Genomic DNA, 25,444 nt, shown 5'->3' on the forward strand with positions numbered 1-25,444 from the left:
AAATAAAATGAGGCATGTCTTAAAAAGTTTCATACTTTTAAGTCAGCCCCTTTTTTCTTATATTTTAAAAAAATAGGCTCTTCTCCTTAAAAAGTACAGGCGATTTCACTAAAAACTCCGCATTTGTCCGTGTCCGTTTAGGTGTTTCGGTCATATGGTGTAATGTGACGTTGACCTATACTTAAATTTTTGGAGGGACTGAAATGGAAAATAAGAAAATGAATATGCCTTATGGTGACAATATGAATATTGGTATGAAGCCAGTAGCTAACATGCCTCTTCACGGTGGATACGGCGGTGGCTATGGTCATGGTTATGGTTATGGATGTGGATTCTTAATTATTGTTGTTCTATTCATTCTATTAATCATTATCGGTGCTACAGCTTTCCATGGTAAAGACGACTGCGATAAAGATGAATCTTCATCATCTCATTAATGTAATTATTTTATAAAAAAAAGAGAGGAGCGAATCCGCTTCTCTCTTTTAATGTCCTGTGATAAAATTAAAATTCACATTACCAAAATTAACCATAACGATTAACAGTGCTGGTCATAAGCTCCTAACAGGTTTTCCAGGATTTCTTCTGGTGAATGATTTTCAATGTTATGTCTGTGGATAAAATGCACGACTTTTCCATCTTTTAAAAGAGCCATCGAAGGAGAAGACGGCGGGATATCACCAAAGAATTCTCTGATCTGTGCAGTTGCTTCTTTATCCTGACCGGCAAATACAGTAGCAAACTGGTCTGGTTTTACTGAGTGGTTCAATGATGCCACTGCTACAGGACGAGCAAGACCTGCTGCGCATCCGCATACGGAGTTAATTACCACAAGTGCAGTTCCTTCAGTTTCTTGCATAAAATAATTTACTTCTTCTGGTGTCTTTAATTCTTCAAATCCAGCACGAGTCAATTCATCTCTCATAGGCTGAGCCATTTGTTTCATATATTCTTCATAGGCATTCATAAATTATTCCTCCTGATAACGAATCTTTTACATACAATGTTATTATAGCGTAATTAAGCTATTTATTTAACTGTTTCGGCTTAACTCATGAATAGCAGAGTTTTCAATGATGTTCACTTGCTTATTTGAAAAAGCAAAGCTTGCTTTAATCATTGCTTTGGCAACATTGCTCGCATCGATCGGTTTATATTTTTTTGGAAAAATATAAGGAACAACTGAATAAACCTTTTCTGCAAATCTTTCTCCGAAACGAAATTCATTACGGTCACCAATTAATAAGGAAGGTCTTACGATAGTAAGATTTTTAATCTTTAAGGAGATCAATTGTGTTTCCATCTCCCCTTTTACTCGGTTGTAAAAGAACGAGGATTTGGAATCTGCACCCATTGCAGAAATGATTGCAACATTTTGAACGTTTAACTTAATCGATAACCTTGCCAGTTTAACAGGAATGTTGAGGTCAACCTCTTTAAACCTTTCTTTTGTTTGTGCTTTTTTCATAGTTGTACCAATACAAATTATCATGCTGTCTGCTTCAACGTTCTCAATCTCATATTCTGGACTTGTAAAGTCAAACAAAATCTCTTTAATTTTAGGATGTTTTATTTTTGATTTAATTCTAACGAGCAGGATTATTTCTTTGCAAGACTGGTCAGCAATTAGCTGTTTTACAACTTCTTTGCCAACAAGACCGCTCGATCCTGCTAAAATAACAGTTTTTTCATTCATACTTATAATCCCTTCTGCTTATTAAAATCTTAGAAAATATTAAGACAGGCTGGTGCTAATTTGGAACATACTTATTTTATCACTGGATTTCCAGGTTTTATAGCTACAAAACTATTTGAATCACTTCAACACAAATATCCTTCATCACAATTTTATTTGCTTACTCTAAAACAAGAGAGAAAGATTGCTGAACAAAAACTTAAAGACTATGGAAAAAACACCGTTCTTTTAGAAGGCGATATTACAAAAAAAGGACTTGGTCTGCCTGATTATTTGAGGAGAGAAATAGCAGAAAAAATGACACATTGTATACACCTTGCTGCTCTTTACGATTTAACGGCAGCTTATTCTCCTTCTTATTCTTGTAATGTACTTGGCACTGAAAATGTAATAAAATTTCTGAAAACTTGTAAAAAAATGAAACGTTTTGGTTATTTCAGCACTGCCTATGTATCAGGAAATGATAAAGGAAAAATAGTAGAATCCAGTATGTCAGAACCTGGTGGCTTTAGGAACTATTATGAACAAACAAAGTATGAGGCAGAACGAATGGTAAGGATGTATATGGATAAACTGCCAATCACCATATTTAGACCTGGAATCATAGTAGGTGATTCTAGAACTGGTGAAACTATAAAGTTTGATGGCCCTTATTTTATGATGCAATTCTTAAGAAGACTATCTGCTTTGCCAATCCCTTATATCGGGCGTACAACTTCTAAAATTCATCTTGTTCCGGTTGACTTTATTGTTAATGCTTCTGTATTTTTGATGCACGATAAACGTGGGGAGTCCAAAACTTATCATTTATTAAGTCCATCATCGCCAAAGATCTATGATGCGTATACGTTAATATGCAAAGAGCTTAATGACAAGAAGCCTAGCTGGCATTTGCCTCGATCAATTGCTGATCGAATGCTAGCCATTTCTTTTATCTCAAAATGGCTTGGTGTACCCCGTGAAACTATTTCTTACTTCTCACATGAAGCAGAGTATGATACTTCTCAACTAGTCGAAGATCTAGAAGGTACTGGTATAACATGCCCGCCTTTTGAAAAATATGTGCCAGTACTTGTACGGTACTATAAAGAAAATGCTGCTGATGTTTCGTTAAAGCGTTATTAGTAAAAAGTAAGGGGGCTATCAAAAAAGTGAAGTGAATTTACTTTTGGCAGCCCCTATTATTTATTTTTACAAAATAAAAAAATAAAATCCTCTGCTATTGGAAGTAGTTGATTTCCGTTCCAGGATGCTCGCTTTCAGGGGGGCGTGCGGTGAGCCTTCTCTGCGCTTTGCGCCATTAGAAGTCTCACCTGTCCCGCTGCTCCCGCAGGACAAGAAAGGCTTCGTCAGGATTACATCGCAAGAAGAAAATGTGATTTTTCATTTTCGAGGAGTCTCCCACCTTGCACTCCAACCAACTTGTCAATGAAGAGAATAAAAAAATGAGCCGAAAGCAACAAACTTTTAGAGAAAAACCAAAATAAATGAGGAATGACCCCAAAAGTTTTATACTTTCGAGTCATCCCTCTGTTTTTAAACGAGACTGTTGTTCTTACTGACAACTTCTGCTCCTAGTGTATTTTTAAAATGGGATAGCGCCCATTCATGCCCTGGCTGGCTAAAACTTTGTACAGCATCCTCGTGTATCACAATTGAAAAACCTTTATTGTATGCATCTACAGCAGTATGTAATACACAAATGTCAGTACATACTCCTGTCAGATGTACTTCTTGAATATTTCTCTCCCTTAGTTTAATCTCCAGATCTGTACCCGCAAAAGCACTATAGCGAGTTTTATCAAGCCATAAAATATTATTTTCCGGCCGAGCCATGTTCTCAACAAATACATCCTTAAGCTTTCCGTACAGTTCCCTGCCTTCAGTATTCCTGATATTATGTGGAGGAAACAGTTTGCTCTCTGGGTGATACTGATCGTTCTCGTCATGAACATCTACTGCAAATACAACATAATCGTCATTTTTAATAAATTCTTCAGTAATTGCTGTGATTCTTTCTTCTATTGCCTGACCTGGTTTTCCGCAAGTCAGCTTCCCTTCATTGGCTACAAAATCGTTTGTGTAATCAATAACTACTAAAGCTTTCATTTTTTCCTCCTATTTAATCAAGTGTCTCAATTTCTACACTTCTTATTCCCTGAATTTTTTTTACATCATCATATAGATCAGTGGTGTACCTTTTTTCATAAATGGAAGCAGCCATCTCCATTTTCCGGTTATCATTCTCTAGATCCTTAATTCTTACATTTACAATACGTACGTTGAGCTCGTTAATTTGTTTCATTACATCACTCATGTTTGTTTCGGGTTCTACGATTAATTTTAATTTTACATCAATCTGTCTTAATGCTTTTGGACCTATCCATTTCATAATCAAAGGTATCAATTCTACGCTGATTAAAATTAACAAAGCTCCAGCTGCAGCCTCTTTGTAAAAACCTGCCCCAGCTGCAATTCCCAAACCCGATGCCCCCCAAATCATTGCAGCTGTTGTAAGCCCTGAAATGACATCGTTGCTTCTTCTTAATATTACTCCTGCACCAAGAAAACCTATTCCGCTCACTATCTGTGCAGCAAGACGCATAGGGTCCATAACGGTTTGTCCTGATACAGTAGAGAATTGTTCAGCTGATTCAATGCTGACAATGGTGAGCAAACAACTGCTGATTGAGATGACTAGGCTTGTTTTAAGCCCTACTGGTTTGTTTTTTAATTCGCGTTCGATACCAATTATTAATCCGAAAAAAGCGGATATCCCTAATTTAACTAAGACAACACTCATGATGTTTGCACCTCTTCTCTGTTTTTGTCCTTACTTAATAATACGCAAACTACAGTATATATTCCTTCTAAACATTAAGCTTATTAATTTGAATTGGTAATGGTTTTCCGTTTATAATAATAAAAGTATTATTATCTGAAAATAAAAATAATTCTGTAAAGGGGGTTTAATGAAAGTATTCCACAACACACTTAAAGGAGGAAGTTCAGTGTTACCTAAAAAACAGAAAAACTATGAAGAACCAAGGTATAGCGAAATTGTTCATTCAAATTATTTTAAGCAGCTGATGGAAGAAAAAAAGCGATTTATTTTACCGATGACTTTATTTTTTTTACTGTTCTATTTCAGTCTTCCCGTCTTAACAGCTTATTCGGATGTCTTAAATAACAAAGCAATCGGTGATATATCCTGGGCATGGATTTTTGCTTTTGCACAATTCATTATGACATGGGCACTTTGCATGATTTATACAAAAAAAGCAAAACGATTTGATGAACTTGCAGAAAAAGTTGTATCTGAAATGGACAAGGAGGTCTCTTCATGAATGGTACAGCGTTTACTTTATTCTTAGCAATTGTTGCCCTTACTTTAGTCATTACATATTTTGCTTCTAAAAGGACAAAAACAACGAGTGATTTCTATACAGCTGATGGCGGTCTTACTGGAATGCAGAATGGACTGGCCATCGCAGGAGATTATATGTCGGCTGCGTCGTTTTTAGGTATAGCAGGTTCAATCGCTCTAGCTGGATTTGACGGCTTCTTCTACAGCATTGGGTTTTTAGTTGCTTATCTTGTTGTTTTATATCTAGTAGCGGAACCTCTTCGAAATTTAGGAAAATATACGATGGCAGATATGATTGCTGCCCGGTTTAATGACAAAAAAGTGCGCGGTGTTGCAGCATTGAATACTATTGCGATTTCAACATTCTACATGGTCGCTCAGCTTGTTGGCGCAGGCGCGCTTATTAAGCTTCTCCTCGGAATCGATTATGTATATTCTGTACTGATCGTTGGTGTCTTGATGACTGTCTATGTTGTATTTGGCGGAATGACAGCTACATCCTGGGTACAGATTGTAAAAGCAGTTCTTTTAATGATTGGGACTTTTATTATATCAGTTATGGTTTTTGCAAAGTTTGGATTTAGTTTTACAGAAATGTTTGCACAAGTAAAGCAATCTACTCCATTAGGAGAATCTTTCTTGAATCCGGGCAATAAGTTTAAAGATCCGCTTGATACAATTTCATTGAATTTAGCACTTGTGCTAGGAACAGCTGGACTTCCGCACATATTAATCAGGTTCTTCACTGTTAAAGATGCACCGACTGCGAGAAAGTCTGTGGTATATGCAACATGGCTTATAGGTGCTTTTTATATTATGACGATCTTCTTAGGATTTGGTGCTGCAGCATTTGTTGGACAAGACAACATCGTAGCAGCAAATGCTGCAGGAAACATGGCCGCTCCCCTATTAGCACAAGTATTAGGCGGTGAATTCCTATTCGCATTCGTTTCAGCTGTTGCTTTCGCGACTATATTAGCGGTAGTTGCCGGTCTAGTTTTATCAGCAGCTTCAGCATTTGCACACGACTTTTATACACATATTGTCCGAAAAGGTAAAGCGACTGAAAAGGAACAGATGAAAGCAGCAAAATGGGCATCAGTCGGTGTTGCGATTATATCCATTATTTTGGCTTTATTCGCTCAAAAATTGAATGTAGCATTCCTAGTATCACTTGCCTTTGCAGTTGCTGCTAGTGCGAATCTTCCCATTATTTTATTGACGATTTTTTGGAAACGCTTTAACACTGCAGGTGCTGTTACTGGTATGCTTGTGGGATTATTAAGTTCTCTTATTCTTGTAGCTTTGTCTCCAAGTGTATGGTCTCCAGTAGAGGGAGCAGCCATTCTAACAGGAGAAGCTATTTTCCCTCTTGCTAACCCTGGTATTGTTTCGATCCCTCTTGGTTTCTTAGGCGCATATGTAGGAACAATGCTATCTAAGCCGTCTGATGAAGACAAGTTTAATGAAATTCTTGTAAAAGCTAATACAGGTTCAGGACTGCGTAAAGGGGCATAAAGTAAAAACCGGCTGTCAATCAGCCGGTTTTTCACTTGTATTCGCATTTTTTGGAACGAGCGGATAAAACAATATTCCAGATGCAAGCAGTGCAATTCCGAAAAGGAATGTTTTGATATCTGCGGTTCCTGCGTATATAACCCATATCGAATAAATGGCGGCTAATGCTGCTATAATACCATCGGTCGTTCTTTTGTTGCCCGTCTCTTCATATGTATCCCCTTTTATTACAAGTTTCAATTGATAAAGGGATGCAACTATATAAGGAACTAAAAACGCAAGTGTTGCTATAAATATCATAAAGTCAAATGCCTGGGCCATGGATTGTGACACAACTGAAAATAAAAAGAGCTGTGTACATAAGTTAGTGACCCATAAAGAAAAAACGGGTGCCCCTTTTTTATTTTCCTTTAGAAACGCAGGTATAAACATTCTTTGCTGTGCTGCCTGAAAAGGTACTTCGGCTGAAAGCAGAACCCAGCCAATCGTAGCCCCTAATAATGAAATAACTCCGAGCAGTGCCATAATCATACTTCCTGATGGACCAATTGCAACCATTAGCGCATCAACCAGCGGCTTTTGGGAAGAGACTAATTCATTTTGAGGAAGAGTCCCCATAACTAGTAAAGTAATGCTTAAATAAAGTCCCAGAGCTATTAATAGCCCCAAAATAGTAGCTTTTTTAACATCGCTCTTTTTCTTGGCACGTGTCGAAAATACCACCGCGGATTCTACACCAACAAACGCCCAAAGAGTTGCGATCGCTGCATTATTGATCTGGCTTAGAAATCCATTAGCTATTCCGCCTTCTCCTTCAACTGGCTCGTAGAAAGGAACAATATTACTGCTCTGAAAAGCATACATACATGCAAAAATGAATAATAAGAATCCTAATACTTTTGCAGCAGTAGCTATAAAGTTAACTTTACCAGCGCCTTCTATCCCATTTAAAATTAAGAAATGCACACCCCATAGAAGAACAGTACAAACGACAAATGTTATGACTCCACCAGTAGTAATCGTTGTTCCCATTACCTTGAATAAGGAATTTGAACTTGTCATTACAGGAAAGAAAGTAGATAAATAACTTGCAAAAGTTGTTATGATAGCAACGTTTCCTGACCAGTTAGCAACCCAGTAGCCCCAGCTGACAAGGTAACCGCTTAATAAGGAAGATTTTTTATTTTCTTCAAATAATGCCTTAGCATAGTTTTGCGGACCGCCATTCAATTCTGGTTTTCTAAGAGACAAATTACCAAAAACCAATGCAGTCATTAATACACCAAAACCTGTAATTACCCAAGCTGATATCACTCCTGCAGGACTAGCCACTTCTGCTAAAGATCGTGGCAGCATGAAGATTCCTGATCCTACCATATTTCCGACTACCAAAGCTGTTAACACCCAAAAACCTAGATTTCTTTTCAATGAAATACCACCTTTCAATCATCATTTATTTTACCCAATAGGCTGAAATTCAAATCGTAACCATTATGGTGGAGGTTTTTTAGATGAAATGGCAGTGTGAAAAATAAAAAAGGAGCCTATGTGCAGGCTCCATTAAACTATATTTGAAGATAAGTTTTTCCGTTTTCCTGAATGATTTTCTCTTCTTTCATGAGTTTGCCAAGTGCGCGTTTGAACGCTGCTTTACTCATTTGGAACGTCTCTTTTATTTCATCAGGTGATGATTTATCTGTTAGAGGCATCTGTCCTTTATGTTCGCGGAGGTATTGATAAATCCGCTCGGCATCTTCACTGTAAGCTACTTCTTTTCTAGCTTTCATGGACAGATTAATTCTTCCGTCTTCACGAACAAAAGCAACCCTTGCACCCAATTTTTGCCCCAAGCGCGGCGTTACTTTCAATTCATCATTATGAATAAATCCAATATGCTGTTCATCAGTAAACACCAATACACCAGATTCATTGATTTTATAAACATATCCTGATGCTTGCTGATTAAAAGCTGTTTCAGTTGCTGCTTCTGCTTGTTCAACCATTTCTTCTTCTGTAGCTAAGTCAGCAAAAAGACGTCCCTTTTTATCAAGTTTCATCCCAGAATACAATTTATCACCGATATGCGGCCATTCATCCCACGATTCTGGAAGATCGTCTTTCGAAAGAAGAAGATCTTTTTTAATGCCAATATGCAAAAATACTCCAAGCTTATGATTTACCCCAGCTACTTCCAGCCATGCCAATGAATCAAGTCTTACTTTTGGAATAGTTTCAGTAGCCGCTAGTCTCCCTTCATGGTCCTGATAAAGAAAGACTTCAACATTCGAACCTTCTTCATACTTTCCTTTTGCTTCTGCTTTGTGCAAAAGCACCTCTTTTCCGTCTTCTAAATCTAAAACGTACCCTAAATCTGAATCTCTAAGTACTTTTAGTGTATATACTAATCCAGGTTTTTTTGATTCCATCGTTTCATTCCTTTTCTGTTGATCAATTAAGAAGGCTGTTTTCTATAAAATTGTTACTTTTCAATATATCTTTTATAGAGTATGCTTCTGTGATTAGTTGATTGGAGCGCAAGGAGCGAGACTCCTGCGCGATCAGCGGGACAGGTGAGACTTCTAATGGCGCAAAGCGCCGAGAAGGCTCACCGCACGCCCCGCGGAAAGCGAGCATCCTGGAGCGGAAATCAACCTCTTCTAGTAGCAACAATATTTACGAATACAGCGCTAAAGAAAAAAAGAAAAACCTACATAGTAGGTTTTCGCCTTCTTGTTTCTTTTTATTCATCTTGATTATCTTTTGCTGCCTCAAGCTCCATTAGTTTTTTTACTAGTATGTGCTGAGGCATATGCATCAATTGCTCAAGCGGTACATTTAACTCTTTTGCTAATTTAACCGCAGTTTCAGCAGATAATTGTAATGGTTTCATATGCTTCCCTCCAGCAAAAAGTATAGCAGCAAAATAAGCTGTTCACTCAATGTTTTTTAGAATAGGCCAACTGCTTTACCGTCTTCTGTAACATCCATATTATTAGCAGCAGGAACTTTTGGCAGTCCAGGCATTGTCATTACATCACCTGTTAATGCCACAATGAATCCAGCCCCAATAGAAGGTTTTAATTCTCTGATCGTTATTGTAAAGTTTTCGGGGCGGCCGAGTTTTTTAGGGTCATCTGAAAAAGAATACTGTGTTTTGGCCATACAAATAGGAAGTTTGTCCCAGCCAAATTCACTATATTGTTTCATTTGCTTTGATGCTTTAGGTGAAAATTGTACCTCACCTGCTCCATATACCTTCTTGCATATCGTTTCGATTTTTTCTGAAATAGATAAATCAAGGTCATATAATGGACTGTATTCATTTTTTTCATTTTCAATTGTCTCTAAAACTCTTTTTGCAAGTTCTTCTCCGCCTTCTCCGCCTCTTGCCCAAACATCAGCTTCTTCTGATGCAACACCTTTTTTACTGCACCAATCTTTAATAAAAGCGATTTCTTCTTCGGTGTCTGTAACAAACTTATTTATGGCTACAACAACTGGAACTCCAAATTGTTTCAATGTCTCAAGGTGTTTTTCAAGATTCGGCATTCCCTTTTCAAGTGCAGCAACATCTGGAGTTTTTAAATATTCCTTTGCTAGTCCTCCATGCATCTTAAGTGCTCTTACTGTTGCAACGATCACTACGGCACTAGGATTAATTCCAGCATATCTTGCCTTTATATCTAAAAACTTTTCAGCACCTAAATCAGCACCGAATCCTGCTTCAGTTACAACCATGTCCCCAAGCTTTGATGCCATTTTTGTTGCAATTACACTGTTGCATCCATGAGCGATATTTGCAAATGGCCCGCCATGAACAAGAGCTGGTGTATTCTCGAGTGTTTGAACAATATTAGGTCGAATCGCATCTTTTAACAGAAGGGTAAGCGCACCATGTGCATTCAAATCCCCAGCTGTTACAGGCTCATTATCATAATCGAAAGCTACTACCATTCTTGATAGTCTGAGCTTTAAATCTTCAAGGTTATTAGCCAAACAAAAAATGGCCATGATTTCTGAAGCAACTGTAATGTCAAATCCGTCTTCACGTGGTACACCTTGGACAGGTCCGCCTAAACCGATAACAATCTTTCTTAATGCACGATCGTTCATATCTAAAGCGCGTTTCCAAATGATTCTGCGTGGATCAATATTTAATGAATTGCCTTGATGGATATGATTATCTATAAGTGCAGCTAGAGCATTATTTGCAGTTGTGATCGCATGAAGGTCTCCTGTGAAATGAAGGTTGATATCTTCCATCGGCATTACTTGAGAGTAACCTCCGCCTGCTGCACCGCCTTTTATCCCCATGCTAGGGCCAAGAGAAGGTTCGCGTAAAGCGATAATCGTTTTCTTCCCAACGCGGTTAAGTGCTTGTCCAAGTCCTACAGTGACAGTAGATTTACCTTCCCCTGCAGGTGTTGGACTGATTGCTGTAACTAAGACTACTTTTCCATCCTCAACATTTTGAAGCTTTTGAAATAGATCTAAGGATAGTTTCCCTTTATATCTTCCGTAAGGTTCCCAATCATCTTCATCAATTCCGAGTTGTCCTACAATTTCTTCAATGCGCAGCATCTTAGCTGATTGAGCAATCTCGATATCACTTTTAAACGTAACCTTTTCTAGCATGTTGATTAGACCCTCCATATGTAAAATTGTCTCCACTCTCTATTGTATATGAAATAAGTATGTGATGCGATTAGTTTTTATATGATAACTTTGATTCGTTTAGTTTACTTGAATTCAGGTTATCGTATAATAGAAATGGAAAGATATTCTTAAGGAGGCACCTTAATGGCAAAAATTGATGTACAAGGCTATGGGACGTATAACATCGAAAATGGCAAAAAACTTGTTTTGGCATTAGAAGACAATGGAATTGATATTCTTCACCGCTGTGGAGGAAAAGCAAAATGTACTTCTTGCCGTGTAGAAGTATTATCCGGAGATTTGGGTCCAATTGGTGAAAAAGAAGCGAACATTATTGAAACAAAAGGCTTATCAGACAACGTTAGACTTTCCTGTCAGATTTGCGTGAGTACAGATGCGTCAATCAAACCTGTACTTACTGTTAGTTCTGAAGGTTTAGATGCTGGACCGCGTCCAGCTGAAGAATGCGAATAAAAAAGGGCCGTTGTGGCCCTTTTTTGTTGAGAAATGTTGAAATATCAATAAAACTAAGTCAAAGGTGAAATTAAGTTCATCATTGGTGGATATATATATGCATTTGGTGAAATTAATTATGAAAACGGTGAAATTATTCCGCCGAAATGTACTTTAATTTAGAATTTCTACTTTTTCCCTTCCCATTCACCAAAAAACTGTTCTAAAAAGCTCTCCAAGAACGCATGACGTTCATCCGCAAGATTTTTTGCAGATGCTGTATTCATTTTGTCTTTTAACTTTAACAATTTTTCATAAAAGTGGTTAACGGCTGTACTCTTTTCATTCCGGTATTGATCTTTCGTCATCTTCTCCCTGACTGGTATCTGCGGGTCATACATCAATTGTCCTTTTGCTCCTGAATAGGCAAAAGTCCTTCCGATCCCTATCGCCCCGATAGCATCTAGCCTGTCAGCATCTTGAACAACTTTTCCTTCAAGTGTTTGCATGGCTGACTGATTTCCGCCTTTAAACGACATCGTACTTATAATAGATATAATTTGATCTATATAATGACTTTCTAAGGCAATAGACTTCAGCCATAATTTTACCTCTTCCAGCCCTTTTTCTTCCGTGCCTGCAATTTTTTCATCAGCTATATCATGAAGCAAGGCTGCCATTACACATATAAAATAATCAGCACCTTCTTGCTCTGCAATGTTTTCTGCCAGCTTTTTTACACGGTAAATATGGTACCAGTCATGCCCGCTGCTTTCATCTTTTAATTTTTCTTTAACAAATTCTTCAGTTTTTTCTATTATTAATTGGTTCATTTTTACCCCACTGTACAAGATTTGTTAATTTCTCTGTTCGATTGTAAACGGTCAAGTAATTCATATGCGCGTTTCCTAGATCGGACATCTTCTTGAACAAATGATTCAAGCAGTGCAATAAAGTAACTCCCATCAAAAGATAATTGTTTGACGAGTGTAACTTCTAAAGCTATTTTCACCTGAGATTCAGATGCTTCTGTATAATGTCTGCCAAAATCAATAAAATGAAGATCTCCATCTGAAAGACGAAAACCTTTTGAAGCTAGCAATGCTACATAATCTTCTAAAATGTTTGCTGCCATGTTTTACTCAACCCCAAAATCCAAAGTTTCTAGTAAATTGTACCAGTTAGAATCAGGAATTATCAATGACTTCTTTTTTTGCTTTGATGATCTTGCCATTTAAAGCCTGATTTACTAATTGGTCAGCATCTTTATTTTCATTTCTTGCAATCCATTCGTAAACAGGTTCAATCTGAAGCTTCTTAAACAGTGTTTCGATTTTATCTGCCCAGTTTTGAAGGTTCACTTCATAACATGGCCATTCTCCTTTCATCTGTTCGATTACTACCTTTGAGTCTCCTTGAATTAAGACCTGCTCATATTGAACACCAAGCTCTTCAAGTTCCCTGGCAGCAGACCATAACGCTGCGTACTCTGCTTCATTGTTCGATTCAATATTGGTAAAACTGGCATTTTTCTTTAGTCGGTAATTTATGCCGTTCTGCGAGAAATAAATAATGATTCCTTGGCCGCTCATTCTGGATTCCGTTAAAAAACCTCCATCAAAAAATACACGGATTTCTTTAGGCTCTTCTTTTTTAACTTCAGTAAGTTTTAACAGTTCTTTTTTTGTCCATGTTACACCTTTTGTGTCGATGAATATCAACTCAGAAATTCGGCCCGTTTTTTCCAGATCATTCGCCGTAAAAATTGCTTCTTGCAAAGAAACAGGATCTGAAACAAAACGAATTTTCAATTGTGATTTTGGATGTTTGTACATATATTCTAGGGAGAATTTCATAGCAATCTCCTTTTTGTTTTATTTAAAGTGCATTATAATACGTATATAAATTTACACAGAGGAGAGTCATCAATTGATCGAAGTATATATAGATGGTGCAAGTGCTGGTGATCCAGGATTGTCAGGTGCAGGAGTTTATGTGAAAGTCGGAGATGGCACAACCCAGTCTTATCGTTTCCCATTAGGCAATATGTCTAACCATGAAGCAGAGTTTCAGGCTCTAATACGAGGCTTGGAGTTATGTGTTGAAAACAAGTGGCAGATTGTTTCATTCCGGACAGATTCTCAAGCTGTAGAAAGTGCAGTAGACAAAAGATATGCTAAAGACAAAAGGTATACTGTGCTTCTTGAAACCGTTCTCTCTTTAGCAGATCAGCTCGATTTATTCTTTATCAAATGGATACCATCCAAACAAAATAAAGCAGCAGATGAACTGGCCAGGAAAGCTATCCAGTTAAACAGGAGTTCCAAATGATAAAGAAACCATGGTTTGCTGATTTTAATCTGCTATTAGTCGCACTTGTCTGGGGAACGACGTTTGTCATTGTTCAAAAAGCGATCGCTTTTCTTGAACCTTATTCATTTAATACTGTCCGTTTTTTTATAGCTGCCATACTATTATTATTCATTATATACTTTTTTAAGCGTTCATCTTTTAGGAAATTTAAAAATAAAAATCTATTAAAAAGTGGAACATTATTAGGTTTTTGGCTATTTTTAGGGTACGGATTTCAGACTGTTGGACTTCTATATACGACTTCCTCAAAAGCTGGATTTATAACAGGATTAAGTGTGGTGCTTGTCCCTCTTTTTAGCTACGCACTGCTAAAACAAAAACTGAACTGGCAGATCGGCATAAGTTCATTGCTTGCAGTGGCTGGACTGTACTTACTTACAATCCATAATAGTTTTTCTCTAAATATAGGTGATGGTTATGTTCTTTTATGTGCTGTATCGTTTGCAATGCATATTGTTTTTACAGGTAAATTTGCAAAATCCTTTGATGCTTTATGCCTGACAGTTATACAGCTGTTTACTGTGTCATTTTTAAGCTTTATTACAGCATTTTTTACGGAGCAATGGCAGGAAATATTTGCAGCGAATATGCTGCTTAAATCTGAAGTCATTACAGCCCTTCTGATCACTTCATTGTTTGCGACTGCTCTCGCCTTTTTAGCCCAAACGTATTTTCAATCTTTTACTACTCCTGCAAGAGTGGCATTGATATTTGCGATGGAACCGGTATTTGCAGCAATCACTGCTTTTATTGTACTTAATGAACGCTTAGGTTCAAAAGCACTTATCGGTTGTATTCTCATTTTGTTCGGTATGATTCTCTCTGAATTGAAATACAGTGATTTTACATTTAAAAAGAAAACAAAAAGAGTGGGATATTAACCCACTCTTATTTGTATTTCCAAAGCATGCAAAGCTTCTCGAACCGCCTCTTTATTTAATAGATATCTGCATTCTTCAAGGTCTCTGTCAACTATATCTGGAACATCAGTGAAGATGGTGCATAAATCCTTACTTAATACGGCCATATCCTTTCCTGCTTCAAGCTTTTTCAGATAACGTTTGTACTTAGGATCTAGATTTTCGAAATTTTCATAAATGAGCTCAACTGCACCATATTGCTGAATGAGTGGCAGGGCAGCTTTATCTCCTACACCAGCTACTCCAGGGATGTTATCACTTTTATCACCTAATAATGCTTTTACATCTATCCATTGTGCAGGAGTAATCCCATACTCTTCTTGAAAATGATTCAGTGTATATTTTAACTCTTCACGTTTTATTGATATAAGCTGTGATGTTCGATCACATAACAGTTGTAATAGGTCACGGTCATTGCTGTAAATGATGCACTCCCCGTCTCTTTCATTCCGCCAGCGGTTTACCATTGTTCCGATGATATCATCTGCTTCATACCTAGGAATTGTAAGCTGTGTAATTCCAATCGTATCAAATAATTCAACAAGTGTTTCATATTGCTGAATGAGTGGTTCTGGCAGTTCGTTTCTTGTTCCTTTATACTCTGCAAATTTTTCGCGTCTAAGCGTTTCTTCCCGCTTCACATCCCAAGCAACTGCAATATGTGTAGGCTCGTGTTCTCTGACAAGCATGAGTAATTTCTGTATGGTTACACGGATTGCATTCGTAAATTGTCCTTTTGAATTTCGCGGCAGGTCATGCATCTCTTTGCCATATGCTGTTGCAAAATAGCATCTGCTCAGCAGGTTGAATCCATCGATCAAAAGCAAAACTTCTTTCTTCTCCATTCCAATATCCCCCGGTTATGTTATGAAAAAAGCGCATTTTACAATGAAGTAAAATACGCTTGTTAATTGTTAAGTAAAATCCGCTCTGCCGTGACTTTATATGCCTTTGGAACCTGATCTCTCAGGTGGGTATCCGCAGCTGCCGTTACAGCCTTCCAAGTCGAGTGCAAGGCATGACTGTCTGACAGATCATATTGGATTCCCGTCATTAGCACATAGGTTAAAGACATTGGAAAGCCACTAACATCGCAGATTTTTATTATACTCTGTATTAGTTCAGATGTAAAATTATTTTGTTTTCTTGCCGTGATGCATCTTTTGAACTTCCATCTCAGCATAAGAAGCAAATTCTGTTTGGTTTTCTGCTCCATTTTCTTTCACATTGTTGTTTCTTTGTGCATTCGCATTACCTTTTTTCTGTCTGCCCATCTGTTCATCCCTCCTTATATTTACTATGGCTAAATATGATTAAATTAAAACTTACATAATTTTTCCTCAAATGGTTAGCCTAATACTAAAAAGGAGGTCTTTACATTGGCAAATCCTTATTTGTGCCCTAATTGCAAAACAAATCGAACACGTTTTAATGTTATCGAACAAAATCCGGTATCTGTAAAACTTGATCCTTCTACAGGTGATGTTGTACAGCAGTATGAAGAAGGACAGCTCGATATGTTCCACTTGCCTTACAAGGGTTCTGAAAGATTAATTCAATGCGGAGCTTGCGGTATTGTAGGTGAAGAAGAAATGTACATTAAACGTGCTCAAAGCAATCCAAGGCAATAGACAAAAAAGACTGCCATAATTTTTAGGCAGTCTTACTGTTTTATTCGTTTCTAGCAGAAGGAAGTTTCAATGGCACCACGACATTATTTTTTAAAGGCTTGATGTGAGTGAGATGTGAAAGAGTAATTGACAGATCATCAACAGGCAAACCGTTGTAAAAATAAATTAAAAAGGAAGATTTTTCGTCTTGGTAAATTTGGGTTATGTCAAATTCTTCTAGTTGTTTACCTGTAGAATCCTTAACAGAGACAAGGTTCTTCGCGAATCGATCCTCGTGTGACTGAGGACTGAAATGATAGCTGGGACGAGGGTAGATATAGAAATCCTGAATAGAGTCTTGTTTAGGCAAAGTTTCAAATGAGAATTTAATACCGCCTTGATTATTTGCGTCATCCCAGTACAACCCTTCATAAACCACTTTTACATCATTTTCGTTTACAACTAATTCGTTTTTCGTTACCCCTTCTGCTTGATTAGCGTTATATTTCTCTAGGTCAATTTTAGGCACAGAGAAAGAATATTCATTTTTGGTACGGTGAACAGAATGTGTTATTGAAAAACTTCCTTCATCAGATTCCTCTAAATTAAACAGCTCACTCATTAGTGAGTATCCTTGAATAAAATCCTCTGATTCATTTATTGATTGAATTTCATATTCAACTTTATGTTTTCTGTCATTAATATTAACTTCTCCAATCAGAGAAACCAAGTCTTTATCAATTTTTTTATCTAGCATAATTCTGGAACCTATCTGATAAAATTCCATATTTCTTAAATTTATTTCATCGCCATTATTCACATGCAAAGTTTGATTAATAGGGGTTGATGCAATAGCTTTTGGAAGGCCGTTTATCTGAACTGGTTCAACCTGAAAAGCAATAGGCTTCAAATGTGTTACTCCTTTCTTCGAGCTCATCGTGATGTCATTTAGTTCGAACCGGTTACTTTTCATCACTTCTTCCCAATCTTCTTGTGTATATACAGCATTATTAAATTCGGGATGAATCATCATTGAGTTGTATAAGCGATGTTTATAAACATATCCTTTTGACGAAGTTTCACCAGGATATATTTCTGCACTGCCTAAAAATTCTTTACTTTGCTTTGATGATAATTTAACCTTTTCTACATTCAATCTCGGAACATCGCCTTCATCTTTATCTCTTTCTTTTAGATCCACACTGTAAAGCACGTAAAGCTGAAACCCATTATTCCAAGTCTTTTCTATTCTTAGAGTTCTGTGTTCATTTGAAAGTGGAACAGAAATATTACTGTCTTTGAATAAGTTAAAATGGTCTGCAAACTTCAATTCATTGTACTTTATTTTTTCATAATCCATTAACTCGTCCCAGCTATCTAGAACGGTAAAGTTTTCTGGGTTTACTTTCCAAGCTGGCTCTGCGTTTTTTTCATATTGTGTAAAGATCACAAAGCCGATTAATAAAACAGCTCCTATAATGATTTTTCCCCATTTGCTGTTCAAAGCCGATTCCCCTTTTTATGTTATAAATTTTAAGTTTAGGACCCACCTGTTTTCTCTCTTTACTTAAATAATACCATAATATTTTGAATATTTATGAATAAATCCTAGTTTTTGGGAATTTAAAAACCCTTGCTGATTTAGATTCAGCAAGGGTTGATTAATTACATAGATACTGTCTCACTTATATGATTTAATTGCGCTTCCATGATATTAAGTCCTTTTAGAAGCTGCTCTTCTGAAATAACAAGCGGCGAGAGAATCCTTATCACATTGCTATATAATCCAGCTCCCATGATCGCAACACCGTTTAGGTTGCATAAAGCGATGATTTTCTTTGCTTTGTCTGCATCAGGTGCTTTCGTTTTTTTATCTTTGACGATTTCAAGTGCGCACATCGCTCCGATACCTCGAACGTCACCGATAAATTCGTATTGATCTTTCCACTTGCTAAAAGTATCCAATATGATTTTACCAATTTTATTTGCTTTCGATAATAACTGCTCATCTTCAATCATAGCAATTACTTCTAATGCTGCAACACAGCCAAGAGGACTGCCGCCATATGTTCCTCCGATTTCTCCCGGAGCAGGTGCATCCATAATTTCTGATCTTCCTGTAACTGCAGAGATAGGAAGGCCGGCGGCAATTGATTTAGACATTGTCATCAAGTCTGGCACCACATCAAAGTGCTCCATGGCAAACATTTTACCTGTACGGCCGAAACCGGTTTGTATTTCGTCTGCAATCAATAAAATATTATATTTATCACAGATCTGCCGAAGTCCTTTTATAAAAGTCTTTGATGGAACAACAAAACCGCCTTCTCCTTGAACAGGTTCAAAAATAATAGCTGCGATTTCTTCTGGAGGAATCTCGCCTAAAAAGAAATCCTCAAACTTGCTTAAAATCGCTGCATCGGTTTCTTCCGTATTGCGCTCATCTCTATAATAATAAGGATATGGCATCTTGTATGTCTCAGGAGCAAAAGGGCCAAATTCAAACTTATATGGTTTTACTTTGCTAGTTAAAGACATGGCAAGAAGTGTCCTTCCATGAAAACCGCGTTCAAAGGAGATGATCGCTTTTCTTCCCGTATATTTCCGAGCTATTTTAACAGCGTTCTCTACTGCTTCTGCACCGCTGTTCAGAAAGAATGTTTTTTTATGATGAGTTCCCGGGGTGATCTCATTTAATTTTTCAGCCAGCTGTATATAGGGCTCATACATCATGACATGAAAACAAGGATGAATGTATTTATCAATTTGATTCTTTAATGCTTCAACAATTCTTGGCGGACAATGGCCGACATTAAGTGTACCGATAGCACCCGCAAAATCAATGTATTCCTTGCCGTCAACATCTGTCATCGTACTGCCTTTTGCATGATCCAGAAAGCTTAATACATTATTAAAAGGTCCTCTTGGTACATTCAGCTCTTTTCTCTTTAATAACTCTTCTGATTTCTTCATTAGTTACTCCCCCCGCACCAGTCATAAATCGTTAAAGCTATAATTTCTGCTGCCTCAATAATCTTTGAGATTTCAATGTATTCATTTGGGTAATGTGCTACAGCAGTAACGCCAGGTCCGAATACAATAGAGGGTGTATTTCCTGCTTGTGAAAGCAGGCCGCCGTCAGTTCCCCATGGCGAAGCTTCTATGATCGGCCGTTCTTTTTTAACATGTTCATAGTTTTTAATTAGTGTATTCATGAGAGGATGATCTGTATCAATAGATCCGGGCAGCCATTGAGCACCAAACCATTCTACAGAAACAGGATGCTCCGATAGCCATTCATCCTGAAGACTAGAAAGATAATCTTCTAACTCCCGTTTTACTTCTTCTAATGTTTCATGAGGTGCTACGCCTATCCTGCCTTCTAATTGAACAGTATCAGGAACGGAAGATGGCCAGTTTCCTCCTGAGATTTTCCCTACATTGATGGGAACTGGGATGGGTATCTCCCTATATAATGGATCCGTTATTCTTTTGTTGCGTGTCGTTTCAAGAGCTTTGATTGCTTCTAAGACAACAGAAGTTTTCTCAATGGCACTGACCCCTTCATAACGGGTGCCACCATGTGCTGCCTTTCCTTTTATGGTTAGCTTAAACCACATGGACCCTTGTTGAGCAGGGAAGATTTTCATATTAGTTGGTTCGGGAATAATTGCAGCATCTGCTGTATAGCCTCTAAGAACAGCAGCCAGTGTACCTGCACCGCCGCTCTCTTCTTCTATAACACTATGAAAATACAAGTCCCCATCTAATGTTGTTCCTGTTTCTTTTAACGCCTGAATTGCAAGAAGAAGTGACAAGTTGCCCCCTTTCATGTCAGTAGATCCTCGTCCAAATAGTTTCCCATCGATAATTTTTCCGCTATATGGATGGTCATCCCATTGATTTAAATCGCCCTCAGGAACAACATCAATATGTCCGTTTAGAACAAGTGAACGCCCCTTTCCTTTTCCTCGCCAAATCCCCACAACATTAGGGCTGCTTCCAAAGTTAGTTCGGCTTGCACAGAAATAAGGATGATTTGCCAGTTCTTCCCCATCAGGGTGCCACATGTCAACTTCGAGTCCCATATCGTGCAGTTTTCTCACAATTAAATTTTGAACGCCTGCTTCATTCCCAGTTGTACTTGCTTCTTGAACCGTTTCCTGCAAAAAACGTATCGCATTATCTTGTTCTTTTAAAAGCCAATTCGAGAGCTTTTCTTTTAGAAGCATGACTGTCCTCCCCCAGAACTTATTGAAATACAGAAACTTTTTCATCAACAATAACAGTAGCACCTGTCGTATCGATAACTTCTTCGACGGTATATGGATTCATAACTTCTCTAAGGAATAATTGCCCGTCCTCACAATGAAAGACTGCTTTTTCAGTGATAATCATATGCGCTCCTTCTTTTACTGTAAGAGGTAGAGAACAATTCTTAACAATTTTAGGATTTCCGAATTTGTCTGTATGGTTCATTAAAATGATTACTTTTTTCGCTTTTTGAGCAAGATCAATTGCACCGCCCATGCCCGGTACACGCTTTCCTGGAACGATCCAATTTGCGATATCACCTTTTTCGCTGACTTCCAGTGCACCTAATATCGTTACATCAAGCAAGCCTTTACGGATTATTCCGAAAGCAGTTGCACTGTCAAAATAAGAAGCACCTGGCTGAATCGTAACAGGATACCCTCCCGCATTAGAGAGGTTTCCATCTTCTTCACCTTCTGCAGGCGAACCGCCCATTCCTAAAATACCATTCTCAGTATGGAGCATAATATGTAATTCTTTTGAGATATAATCTGCAACAAGTGTTGGAATTCCTATGCCCAGATTAACTGTCATGCCATCTTTTATTTCGAGTGCTGCCCTTCTTGCGATCCTGTGCCTTGTTTCAATTCCCAAACCCATTTCCAGTCCACCCCTTTACTTTGAATAATGTAATCAACAAATACGCCAGGAGTTATAATTTCTTCTGGATTTAATGAACCGGGCGGCACAATTTCTTCAACCTCAGCGATCGTGATGTTTCCTGCTGTCGCTACTAGAGGGTTAGTATTTCGTGCACTTTTGTCATATATGAGATTTCCATATAAGTCAGCTTTTTTCGCATATATGATAGATACGTCTGCAGTCAAAGCGGTCTCAATCATATATTCTTTGCTGTTCACATGAACTTTTTCTTTATTCGTTTCAACCACAGTACCTAAACCAACATCTACTAATATTCCGCCTAATCCCATACCTCCAGCCCTGATCTTTTCTGCGAGCGTTCCTTGAGGCACAAACTCTACTTCCAAAGATCCATCTTGCATTTGTTTTCCGGCTTCAGGATTTGAACCGATGTGTGATGCAATCAGCTTTTTAACTCTTTTTTCAGTAATCAGCTTTCCTGGCCCAATCCACGGAAACCCAGTATCATTACTAATAAGAAAAATATCTTGAATATTCTTTTCCAGAATTAAATTCACTAAAGAAGGAGGAGCACCTACCCCTCCAAACCCGCCTACCATAAGTGACATTCCGTTAAAAAAATATTGAGATGCACTTTCTAATGAAATTTGTTTATTTACTTGTGCCATCTCCCACACCTCTTTCAACTCGTGGCTTCCGTAATATATAAACCTTCCGAGATTAATTGATTGGTAAGTTCGCTTATTGATTGATCAAAGATATCGATAATGTCATTGATCTGTTCTTTTGTTACCGTCAGTGGCGGAGAGATAAGGATAGAATCTCCTGAAAATCCTGTTACACCGCCAACCGCTGGATAAACAAGCAGCCCTTTTTTAAAACAAATTGATAAAAGCCGGTCTGTAATCTTGTTTGCTAGTTCAAAAGGTTCTCTTGTTAAAGGATTTTTTACTAGTTCAAGTCCGCACAACAGTCCTTTTCCACGAACATCACCGATCAATGAATATTTCCATTGCAAACGCTGTAAATGGTTTTGAAGATAGTCACCCATTAGTGCTGCATTTTCTTGGAGATTATTTTTTTCCATATAATGAAGAACTGCAAGACAAGCTGCCGCTGACTGAGGATTGGCACTAAACGTATGGCCGCTCATCACAACTCTGCTTCCTGATTCAATTGCATTCATAATTTTGTCTGATACGATTGTTGCTGCCATAGGGGTATAGCCTGCACTCATGCCTTTTCCAAGTGCTAAGATGTCTGGTATAACTCCCCAGTGTTCCATCGCAAACATTTTTCCGGTTCTGCCCATTCCAGTCATTACTTCATCAGCGATCATTAAAATGTCATACTTATCGCAAATCGCTCTAATTTTTGAATAATACTCATCAGGAGGAACGATAGCTCCACCTGAAGCACCTATCACGGGTTCAACAATAAAAGCGGCGATCTGTTCTGCTCCTATCGCTTGAACGATGTTTTCAAGTTCATCAGCGCACCTGACACCGCATCCCGGATAGGCATCCTTTAATGGACATTGATAGCAATATGGTGCTGGGGCAACAGGGAAATCTTCCAAAAGAGAGTTAAAGCGCTGTCTTCTGAGCTGATGCCCGGACATAGATAAAGCACCTAGCGTAATTCCGTGATAGCTGGTCCATCTCGATAGTACTTTTGTTTTCGTGAAAATTCCTTGTTCTTGAAAATATTGAATAGCAATCTTTAATGCTGTTTCAGTAGCCTCAGACCCACTATTAACAAAGAAAACGGAATTTAGTTCTCCTGGTGCACATTCTGCCAGTTTTTCAGCCAGTAGTTCAGCGGCATCACTTGTAAACTGAGATCGGTATACAAAGGATACATGTTTTGCCTGATTCCACATTGCTTCCGCAATTTCTTGTACACCGTGCCCAATATTGGCGGTAATAGCTCCTGATGATCCGTCAATGTATTGTTTTCCTTCTTTGTCATATAGGTAGATTCCTTTACCATGACTGATTACAGGATAATCATTTCCTAGAACCGGTTTAATGAGATGTGATTTCCTCATAAAAAAGGCTCCTTCCTCGTGAGGTTGAAAAGGAAATGCCAATTGAAGCAGACATTTCCTTCCTCTATGTGTTGTTAAAGCTTAAAATAATTTTTCTTTAGAAACCTCGGAATGCTCATCAGGTCAGTATAGGAAATAGAAGCATCTATCCTTTTTGTGTCGATGAGCATAAGCTGATCTTCTATTTCATCTACAATATGGTCTTCTTGATACTCCATTCCGCAAGACGGGCAGGAAACTGAAGGAATTATAGTTATTTCGACTGCTCTTGTGCCATCTGGAAGTTCCCAATAACCTGTGCAGGCAGTTTGTTCTGTATTTTCATTTTCACACCATAAACACTTCATGTTATCCTCCATTCTTATGCATTCTTTTGTTCTTCAGGCGTACTTGAAACTCCTGCGTTTTTCTCTTGTTCAAATTTAAATTTTTTCTCTTTCAATTCATCACGTTTATCCCGTTTATCTTTTAATGAACTATGTTCAGGGTTTGTGCCATAATCTTCTCTTCGTTCTAAACGTTTTAATCCTTGGGGAACTAAGTTGAAAGCTTCGTCACGCATTAATGCAGATACACCGATAGCGGGCTTAATATGGTCTGTCCCCATGATTTCATTAAAATAGGCATCGGCTCTGCCAGCTTGATAGTTTTGCGGTTCAGGATAGGAAGTAATTACACCTTCAAAGTTTCTGAGTACCACTTTTTCAGGAGATTGAGAGATCAAATAATTTGGCTGAACAGCGATTTTTCCTCCCCCTCCAGGAGCGTCAACAACGAATGTTGGAACAGCGTACCCAGATGTATGCCCTCTTAATCCTTCAATAATTTCAAGACCTTTAGATACTGGTGCTCTGAAATGACCGATTCCTTCTGATAGGTCACACTGATAGATGTAGTAAGGTCTAACTCTTATTTTTACAAGATCATGCATTAACTTTTTCATGATCGGTACACTGTCATTAATTCCTGCTAGAATGACAGATTGATTGCCGACAGGAACCCCTGCATTCGCAAGCATTTCACAAGCTCTCTTTGACTCTTCTGTTATCTCTAAAGAAGTATTGAAGTGTGTGTTTAGCCACACAGGGTGATATTTCTTCAGGATATTACATAAGTTTTCTGTAATTCTTTGCGGGAAAACAACAGGTGCTCTAGTCCCGATCCGAATAATTTCAAGGTGAGGTATTTCTCTTAGATTCTTTAAAATATATTCTAAAATATTGTCATTGATTAATAGTCCATCTCCCCCGGAGATTAAACAGTCTCTTACTTGTGGATTATTTCTTATATAATTAATGGCTGCGTCAAGCTGCTTTTTAGGAACACCCATCCCAATTTGCCCAGAGAATCTTCTTCTTGTACAATAACGGCAATACATGGAACATTGGTTGGTTACCAAGAAGAGAACTCTGTCCGGATAACGATGAGTAAGCCCAGGTACAGGAGAATCTTCATCCTCATGCAGCGGATCTTCTAAATCGTATTTTGTTTTTAATATTTCTTTTCCAATAGGTACAGACTGCATACGAATAGGACATCTAGCATCGTCTTGATCCATCAGCCATGCATAATAAGGTGTGATGTTCAAAGGAATTGTCATAGTAGAAATTTTAACGCCTTCTTCTTCTTCTGGTGTCAAATTAACCACTTTTCTTAAATCGTTTAAATTTCTGATTGTATTTGTAAGCTGCCATAACCAGTCATTCCATTGCTCCTCAGTCACATCTTTCCAAAGCTCATACTCTTTCCAATGTTTCTTAGGTTTAAACAATCCATTAACTACCGGCATATATATGACCTCCTTTATTTCTACACTTCATAACGCATGCAAGATTCATGCCAATTAATCTGAAATATCCGAATAATAAATAACAATATAGTTTA

At 37.9% G+C, this 25,444-nt stretch carries 29 protein-coding genes and 1 other RNA gene; 8 read left to right on the top strand and 22 right to left on the bottom strand.

Annotated elements, in window-relative coordinates; all coding sequences use genetic code 11:
• Nucleotides 1-272: 272 nt before the first annotated feature.
• Entirely contained in the window at nt 273-437 is a 165-nt protein-coding gene (locus UN64_RS15535; RefSeq protein ID WP_077364659.1) for a YjcZ family sporulation protein, read from the top strand.
• Nucleotides 438-538: 101 nt separating this feature from the next.
• Here the strand turns inward: UN64_RS15535 and UN64_RS15540 are convergent, their stop codons facing one another.
• Together UN64_RS15540 and UN64_RS15545 are read right to left on the bottom strand one after the other, a co-directional pair.
• Nucleotides 539-967 carry a BrxA/BrxB family bacilliredoxin gene (locus UN64_RS15540; protein WP_077364397.1) on the bottom strand — a complete coding sequence of 143 codons (429 nt, stop codon included), beginning with the start codon at nt 965-967 and terminating at the stop codon, nt 539-541.
• Nucleotides 968-1,033: 66 nt separating this feature from the next.
• Complete coding sequence (locus tag UN64_RS15545) at nt 1,034-1,696, bottom strand: NAD(P)H-binding protein (protein ID WP_077364399.1); 663 nt, start codon at nt 1,694-1,696, stop codon at nt 1,034-1,036.
• A gap of 60 nt (nt 1,697-1,756) precedes the next feature.
• Here UN64_RS15545 and UN64_RS15550 point away from each other — a divergent pair, with 60 nt between their 5' ends.
• Complete coding sequence (locus UN64_RS15550; protein ID WP_171978936.1) at nt 1,757-2,821, top strand: SDR family oxidoreductase; 1,065 nt, start codon at nt 1,757-1,759, stop codon at nt 2,819-2,821.
• Nucleotides 2,822-3,232: 411 nt separating this feature from the next.
• Here UN64_RS15550 and UN64_RS15555 read toward each other — a convergent pair whose 3' ends face one another.
• Entirely contained in the window at nt 3,233-3,805 is a 573-nt protein-coding gene (locus UN64_RS15555; protein WP_077364403.1) for a cysteine hydrolase family protein, read from the bottom strand.
• A gap of 13 nt (nt 3,806-3,818) precedes the next feature.
• A complete protein-coding gene (locus UN64_RS15560) occupies nt 3,819-4,499 on the bottom strand; it encodes an MgtC/SapB family protein (RefSeq protein ID WP_077364405.1) in 681 nt (226 codons plus the stop codon).
• 208 nt (nt 4,500-4,707) lie between these two features.
• Between UN64_RS15560 and UN64_RS15565 the strand changes: the two genes are divergently transcribed.
• Together UN64_RS15565 and UN64_RS15570 are read left to right on the top strand one after the other, a co-directional pair.
• Nucleotides 4,708-5,043 (top strand): DUF485 domain-containing protein, encoded by a 336-nt coding sequence (locus UN64_RS15565; protein ID WP_281249458.1) that lies wholly within the window; start codon nt 4,708-4,710, stop codon nt 5,041-5,043.
• Nucleotides 5,040-6,581, top strand: coding sequence for a solute symporter family protein (locus UN64_RS15570; protein ID WP_077364409.1), 1,542 nt, complete (start codon nt 5,040-5,042; stop codon nt 6,579-6,581). Before UN64_RS15565 ends, UN64_RS15570 begins: the two co-directional genes overlap by 4 nt.
• A 15-nt stretch (nt 6,582-6,596) precedes the next feature.
• Here the strand turns inward: UN64_RS15570 and UN64_RS15575 are convergent, their stop codons facing one another.
• The 4 genes from UN64_RS15575 to UN64_RS15595 form a co-directional block, all read right to left on the bottom strand.
• Nucleotides 6,597-8,015 (bottom strand): amino acid permease, encoded by a 1,419-nt coding sequence (locus UN64_RS15575; protein ID WP_139343157.1) that lies wholly within the window; start codon nt 8,013-8,015, stop codon nt 6,597-6,599.
• 131 nt (nt 8,016-8,146) lie between these two features.
• The gene (locus UN64_RS15580) at nt 8,147-9,007 is read right to left on the bottom strand and encodes a CvfB family protein (RefSeq protein WP_077364411.1); all 861 of its coding nucleotides are present in this window, start codon (nt 9,005-9,007) and stop codon (nt 8,147-8,149) included.
• A 314-nt stretch (nt 9,008-9,321) separates the two neighbouring features.
• Complete coding sequence (locus UN64_RS15590; protein WP_077364413.1) at nt 9,322-9,471, bottom strand: YycC family protein; 150 nt, start codon at nt 9,469-9,471, stop codon at nt 9,322-9,324.
• Between the two features lie 56 nt (nt 9,472-9,527).
• A complete protein-coding gene (locus UN64_RS15595; RefSeq protein WP_077364415.1) occupies nt 9,528-11,216 on the bottom strand; it encodes a formate--tetrahydrofolate ligase in 1,689 nt (562 codons plus the stop codon).
• A 165-nt stretch (nt 11,217-11,381) separates the two neighbouring features.
• Here UN64_RS15595 and UN64_RS15600 point away from each other — a divergent pair, with 165 nt between their 5' ends.
• On the top strand, nt 11,382-11,711 hold the full coding sequence (locus tag UN64_RS15600) for a 2Fe-2S iron-sulfur cluster-binding protein (protein ID WP_077364417.1): 330 nt from the start codon (nt 11,382-11,384) through the stop codon (nt 11,709-11,711).
• 167 nt (nt 11,712-11,878) lie between these two features.
• On the opposite strand, the gene UN64_RS15605 is transcribed toward UN64_RS15600, so the two are convergent.
• The 3 genes from UN64_RS15605 to UN64_RS15615 are packed head-to-tail and all read right to left on the bottom strand — an operon-like array spanning nt 11,879 to nt 13,546.
• Nucleotides 11,879-12,523 (bottom strand): HD domain-containing protein, encoded by a 645-nt coding sequence (locus UN64_RS15605; RefSeq protein ID WP_077364419.1) that lies wholly within the window; start codon nt 12,521-12,523, stop codon nt 11,879-11,881.
• A 2-nt stretch (nt 12,524-12,525) separates the two neighbouring features.
• Nucleotides 12,526-12,825, bottom strand: coding sequence for a DUF6123 family protein (locus tag UN64_RS15610; RefSeq protein WP_077364421.1), 300 nt, complete (start codon nt 12,823-12,825; stop codon nt 12,526-12,528).
• A gap of 52 nt (nt 12,826-12,877) precedes the next feature.
• Nucleotides 12,878-13,546 carry a reverse transcriptase-like protein gene (locus UN64_RS15615; RefSeq protein WP_077364423.1) on the bottom strand — a complete coding sequence of 223 codons (669 nt, stop codon included), beginning with the start codon at nt 13,544-13,546 and terminating at the stop codon, nt 12,878-12,880.
• Nucleotides 13,547-13,619: 73 nt separating this feature from the next.
• Between UN64_RS15615 and UN64_RS15620 the strand changes: the two genes are divergently transcribed.
• Both UN64_RS15620 and UN64_RS15625 read left to right on the top strand, forming a co-directional pair.
• Entirely contained in the window at nt 13,620-14,021 is a 402-nt protein-coding gene (locus UN64_RS15620; protein ID WP_077364425.1) for a reverse transcriptase-like protein, read from the top strand.
• Complete coding sequence (locus UN64_RS15625) at nt 14,018-14,944, top strand: DMT family transporter (RefSeq protein WP_171978937.1); 927 nt, start codon at nt 14,018-14,020, stop codon at nt 14,942-14,944. Before UN64_RS15620 ends, UN64_RS15625 begins: the two co-directional genes overlap by 4 nt.
• On the opposite strand, the gene UN64_RS15630 is transcribed toward UN64_RS15625, so the two are convergent.
• The 3 genes from UN64_RS15630 to UN64_RS20975 form a co-directional block, all read right to left on the bottom strand.
• Nucleotides 14,941-15,828 carry a 5'-3' exonuclease gene (locus UN64_RS15630; RefSeq protein ID WP_077364427.1) on the bottom strand — a complete coding sequence of 296 codons (888 nt, stop codon included), beginning with the start codon at nt 15,826-15,828 and terminating at the stop codon, nt 14,941-14,943. The genes UN64_RS15625 and UN64_RS15630 overlap by 4 nt on opposite strands.
• 73 nt (nt 15,829-15,901) lie before the next feature.
• Nucleotides 15,902-16,086, bottom strand: a non-coding RNA gene (ssrS, locus tag UN64_RS15635) — 6S RNA.
• A 30-nt stretch (nt 16,087-16,116) separates the two neighbouring features.
• Nucleotides 16,117-16,257: a hypothetical protein gene (locus tag UN64_RS20975; RefSeq protein WP_165389407.1), complete on the bottom strand. Its 141-nt coding sequence runs from the start codon at nt 16,255-16,257 to the stop codon at nt 16,117-16,119.
• Between the two features lie 105 nt (nt 16,258-16,362).
• Between UN64_RS20975 and UN64_RS15640 the strand changes: the two genes are divergently transcribed.
• Nucleotides 16,363-16,614 carry a DNA alkylation repair protein gene (locus UN64_RS15640; RefSeq protein ID WP_077364429.1) on the top strand — a complete coding sequence of 84 codons (252 nt, stop codon included), beginning with the start codon at nt 16,363-16,365 and terminating at the stop codon, nt 16,612-16,614.
• A 40-nt stretch (nt 16,615-16,654) separates the two neighbouring features.
• Here the strand turns inward: UN64_RS15640 and UN64_RS15645 are convergent, their stop codons facing one another.
• From UN64_RS15645 to kamA, 8 genes are all read right to left on the bottom strand, one after another.
• Nucleotides 16,655-18,097: a hypothetical protein gene (locus tag UN64_RS15645; protein ID WP_077364431.1), complete on the bottom strand. Its 1,443-nt coding sequence runs from the start codon at nt 18,095-18,097 to the stop codon at nt 16,655-16,657.
• A 161-nt stretch (nt 18,098-18,258) separates the two neighbouring features.
• Nucleotides 18,259-19,566: a 4-aminobutyrate--2-oxoglutarate transaminase gene (gene gabT / locus UN64_RS15650; protein WP_077364433.1), complete on the bottom strand. Its 1,308-nt coding sequence runs from the start codon at nt 19,564-19,566 to the stop codon at nt 18,259-18,261.
• Nucleotides 19,566-20,825 carry a peptidase gene (locus UN64_RS15655; RefSeq protein WP_077364435.1) on the bottom strand — a complete coding sequence of 420 codons (1,260 nt, stop codon included), beginning with the start codon at nt 20,823-20,825 and terminating at the stop codon, nt 19,566-19,568. The genes gabT and UN64_RS15655 overlap by 1 nt, the downstream gene beginning before the upstream one ends.
• Nucleotides 20,826-20,844: 19 nt before the next feature.
• On the bottom strand, nt 20,845-21,507 hold the full coding sequence (locus tag UN64_RS15660; RefSeq protein WP_077364437.1) for a 3-oxoacid CoA-transferase subunit B: 663 nt from the start codon (nt 21,505-21,507) through the stop codon (nt 20,845-20,847).
• Entirely contained in the window at nt 21,450-22,178 is a 729-nt protein-coding gene (locus UN64_RS15665; protein WP_077364439.1) for a CoA transferase subunit A, read from the bottom strand. Before UN64_RS15665 ends, UN64_RS15660 begins: the two co-directional genes overlap by 58 nt.
• 14 nt (nt 22,179-22,192) lie before the next feature.
• Nucleotides 22,193-23,560, bottom strand: a complete 1,368-nt coding sequence (locus tag UN64_RS15670; RefSeq protein WP_077364441.1) for an aspartate aminotransferase family protein — start codon at nt 23,558-23,560, stop codon at nt 22,193-22,195.
• A 74-nt stretch (nt 23,561-23,634) separates the two neighbouring features.
• Nucleotides 23,635-23,907, bottom strand: coding sequence for a YokU family protein (locus UN64_RS15675; RefSeq protein ID WP_077364443.1), 273 nt, complete (start codon nt 23,905-23,907; stop codon nt 23,635-23,637).
• Between the two features lie 14 nt (nt 23,908-23,921).
• Nucleotides 23,922-25,349 (bottom strand): lysine 2,3-aminomutase, encoded by a 1,428-nt coding sequence (gene kamA / locus UN64_RS15680; protein WP_077364445.1) that lies wholly within the window; start codon nt 25,347-25,349, stop codon nt 23,922-23,924.
• Nucleotides 25,350-25,444: the final 95 nt, after the last annotated feature.

Source organism: Fictibacillus arsenicus (genome assembly GCF_001999465.1).
GTDB lineage: Bacteria > Bacillota > Bacilli > Bacillales > Fictibacillaceae > Fictibacillus > Fictibacillus arsenicus.

Bases quoted from the DNA above. Each gene is read 5' to 3' on its own strand.
- kamA (WP_077364445.1), bottom strand. From the start codon at position 25,349: ATGCCGGTAGTTAATGGATTGTTTAAACCTAAGAAACATTGGAAAGAG.
- UN64_RS15625 (WP_171978937.1), top strand. From the start codon at position 14,018: ATGATAAAGAAACCATGGTTTGCTGATTTTAATCTGCTATTAGTCGCA.
- UN64_RS15675 (WP_077364443.1), bottom strand. From the start codon at position 23,907: ATGAAGTGTTTATGGTGTGAAAATGAAAATACAGAACAAACTGCCTGC.
- UN64_RS15595 (WP_077364415.1), bottom strand. From the start codon at position 11,216: ATGCTAGAAAAGGTTACGTTTAAAAGTGATATCGAGATTGCTCAATCA.
- UN64_RS15615 (WP_077364423.1), bottom strand. From the start codon at position 13,546: ATGAAATTCTCCCTAGAATATATGTACAAACATCCAAAATCACAATTG.
- UN64_RS15580 (WP_077364411.1), bottom strand. From the start codon at position 9,007: ATGGAATCAAAAAAACCTGGATTAGTATATACACTAAAAGTACTTAGA.
- UN64_RS15555 (WP_077364403.1), bottom strand. From the start codon at position 3,805: ATGAAAGCTTTAGTAGTTATTGATTACACAAACGATTTTGTAGCCAAT.
- UN64_RS15670 (WP_077364441.1), bottom strand. From the start codon at position 23,560: ATGAGGAAATCACATCTCATTAAACCGGTTCTAGGAAATGATTATCCT.
- UN64_RS15535 (WP_077364659.1), top strand. From the start codon at position 273: ATGCCTCTTCACGGTGGATACGGCGGTGGCTATGGTCATGGTTATGGT.
- gabT (WP_077364433.1), bottom strand. From the start codon at position 19,566: ATGAAGAAATCAGAAGAGTTATTAAAGAGAAAAGAGCTGAATGTACCA.
- UN64_RS15610 (WP_077364421.1), bottom strand. From the start codon at position 12,825: ATGGCAGCAAACATTTTAGAAGATTATGTAGCATTGCTAGCTTCAAAA.
- UN64_RS15540 (WP_077364397.1), bottom strand. From the start codon at position 967: ATGAATGCCTATGAAGAATATATGAAACAAATGGCTCAGCCTATGAGA.
- UN64_RS15570 (WP_077364409.1), top strand. From the start codon at position 5,040: ATGAATGGTACAGCGTTTACTTTATTCTTAGCAATTGTTGCCCTTACT.
- UN64_RS15655 (WP_077364435.1), bottom strand. From the start codon at position 20,825: ATGCTTCTAAAAGAAAAGCTCTCGAATTGGCTTTTAAAAGAACAAGAT.
- UN64_RS20975 (WP_165389407.1), bottom strand. From the start codon at position 16,257: ATGGGCAGACAGAAAAAAGGTAATGCGAATGCACAAAGAAACAACAAT.
- UN64_RS15665 (WP_077364439.1), bottom strand. From the start codon at position 22,178: ATGGCACAAGTAAATAAACAAATTTCATTAGAAAGTGCATCTCAATAT.
- UN64_RS15605 (WP_077364419.1), bottom strand. From the start codon at position 12,523: ATGAACCAATTAATAATAGAAAAAACTGAAGAATTTGTTAAAGAAAAA.
- UN64_RS15560 (WP_077364405.1), bottom strand. From the start codon at position 4,499: ATGAGTGTTGTCTTAGTTAAATTAGGGATATCCGCTTTTTTCGGATTA.
- UN64_RS15660 (WP_077364437.1), bottom strand. From the start codon at position 21,507: ATGGGTTTGGGAATTGAAACAAGGCACAGGATCGCAAGAAGGGCAGCA.
- UN64_RS15600 (WP_077364417.1), top strand. From the start codon at position 11,382: ATGGCAAAAATTGATGTACAAGGCTATGGGACGTATAACATCGAAAAT.
- UN64_RS15630 (WP_077364427.1), bottom strand. From the start codon at position 15,828: ATGGAGAAGAAAGAAGTTTTGCTTTTGATCGATGGATTCAACCTGCTG.
- UN64_RS15545 (WP_077364399.1), bottom strand. From the start codon at position 1,696: ATGAATGAAAAAACTGTTATTTTAGCAGGATCGAGCGGTCTTGTTGGC.
- UN64_RS15590 (WP_077364413.1), bottom strand. From the start codon at position 9,471: ATGAAACCATTACAATTATCTGCTGAAACTGCGGTTAAATTAGCAAAA.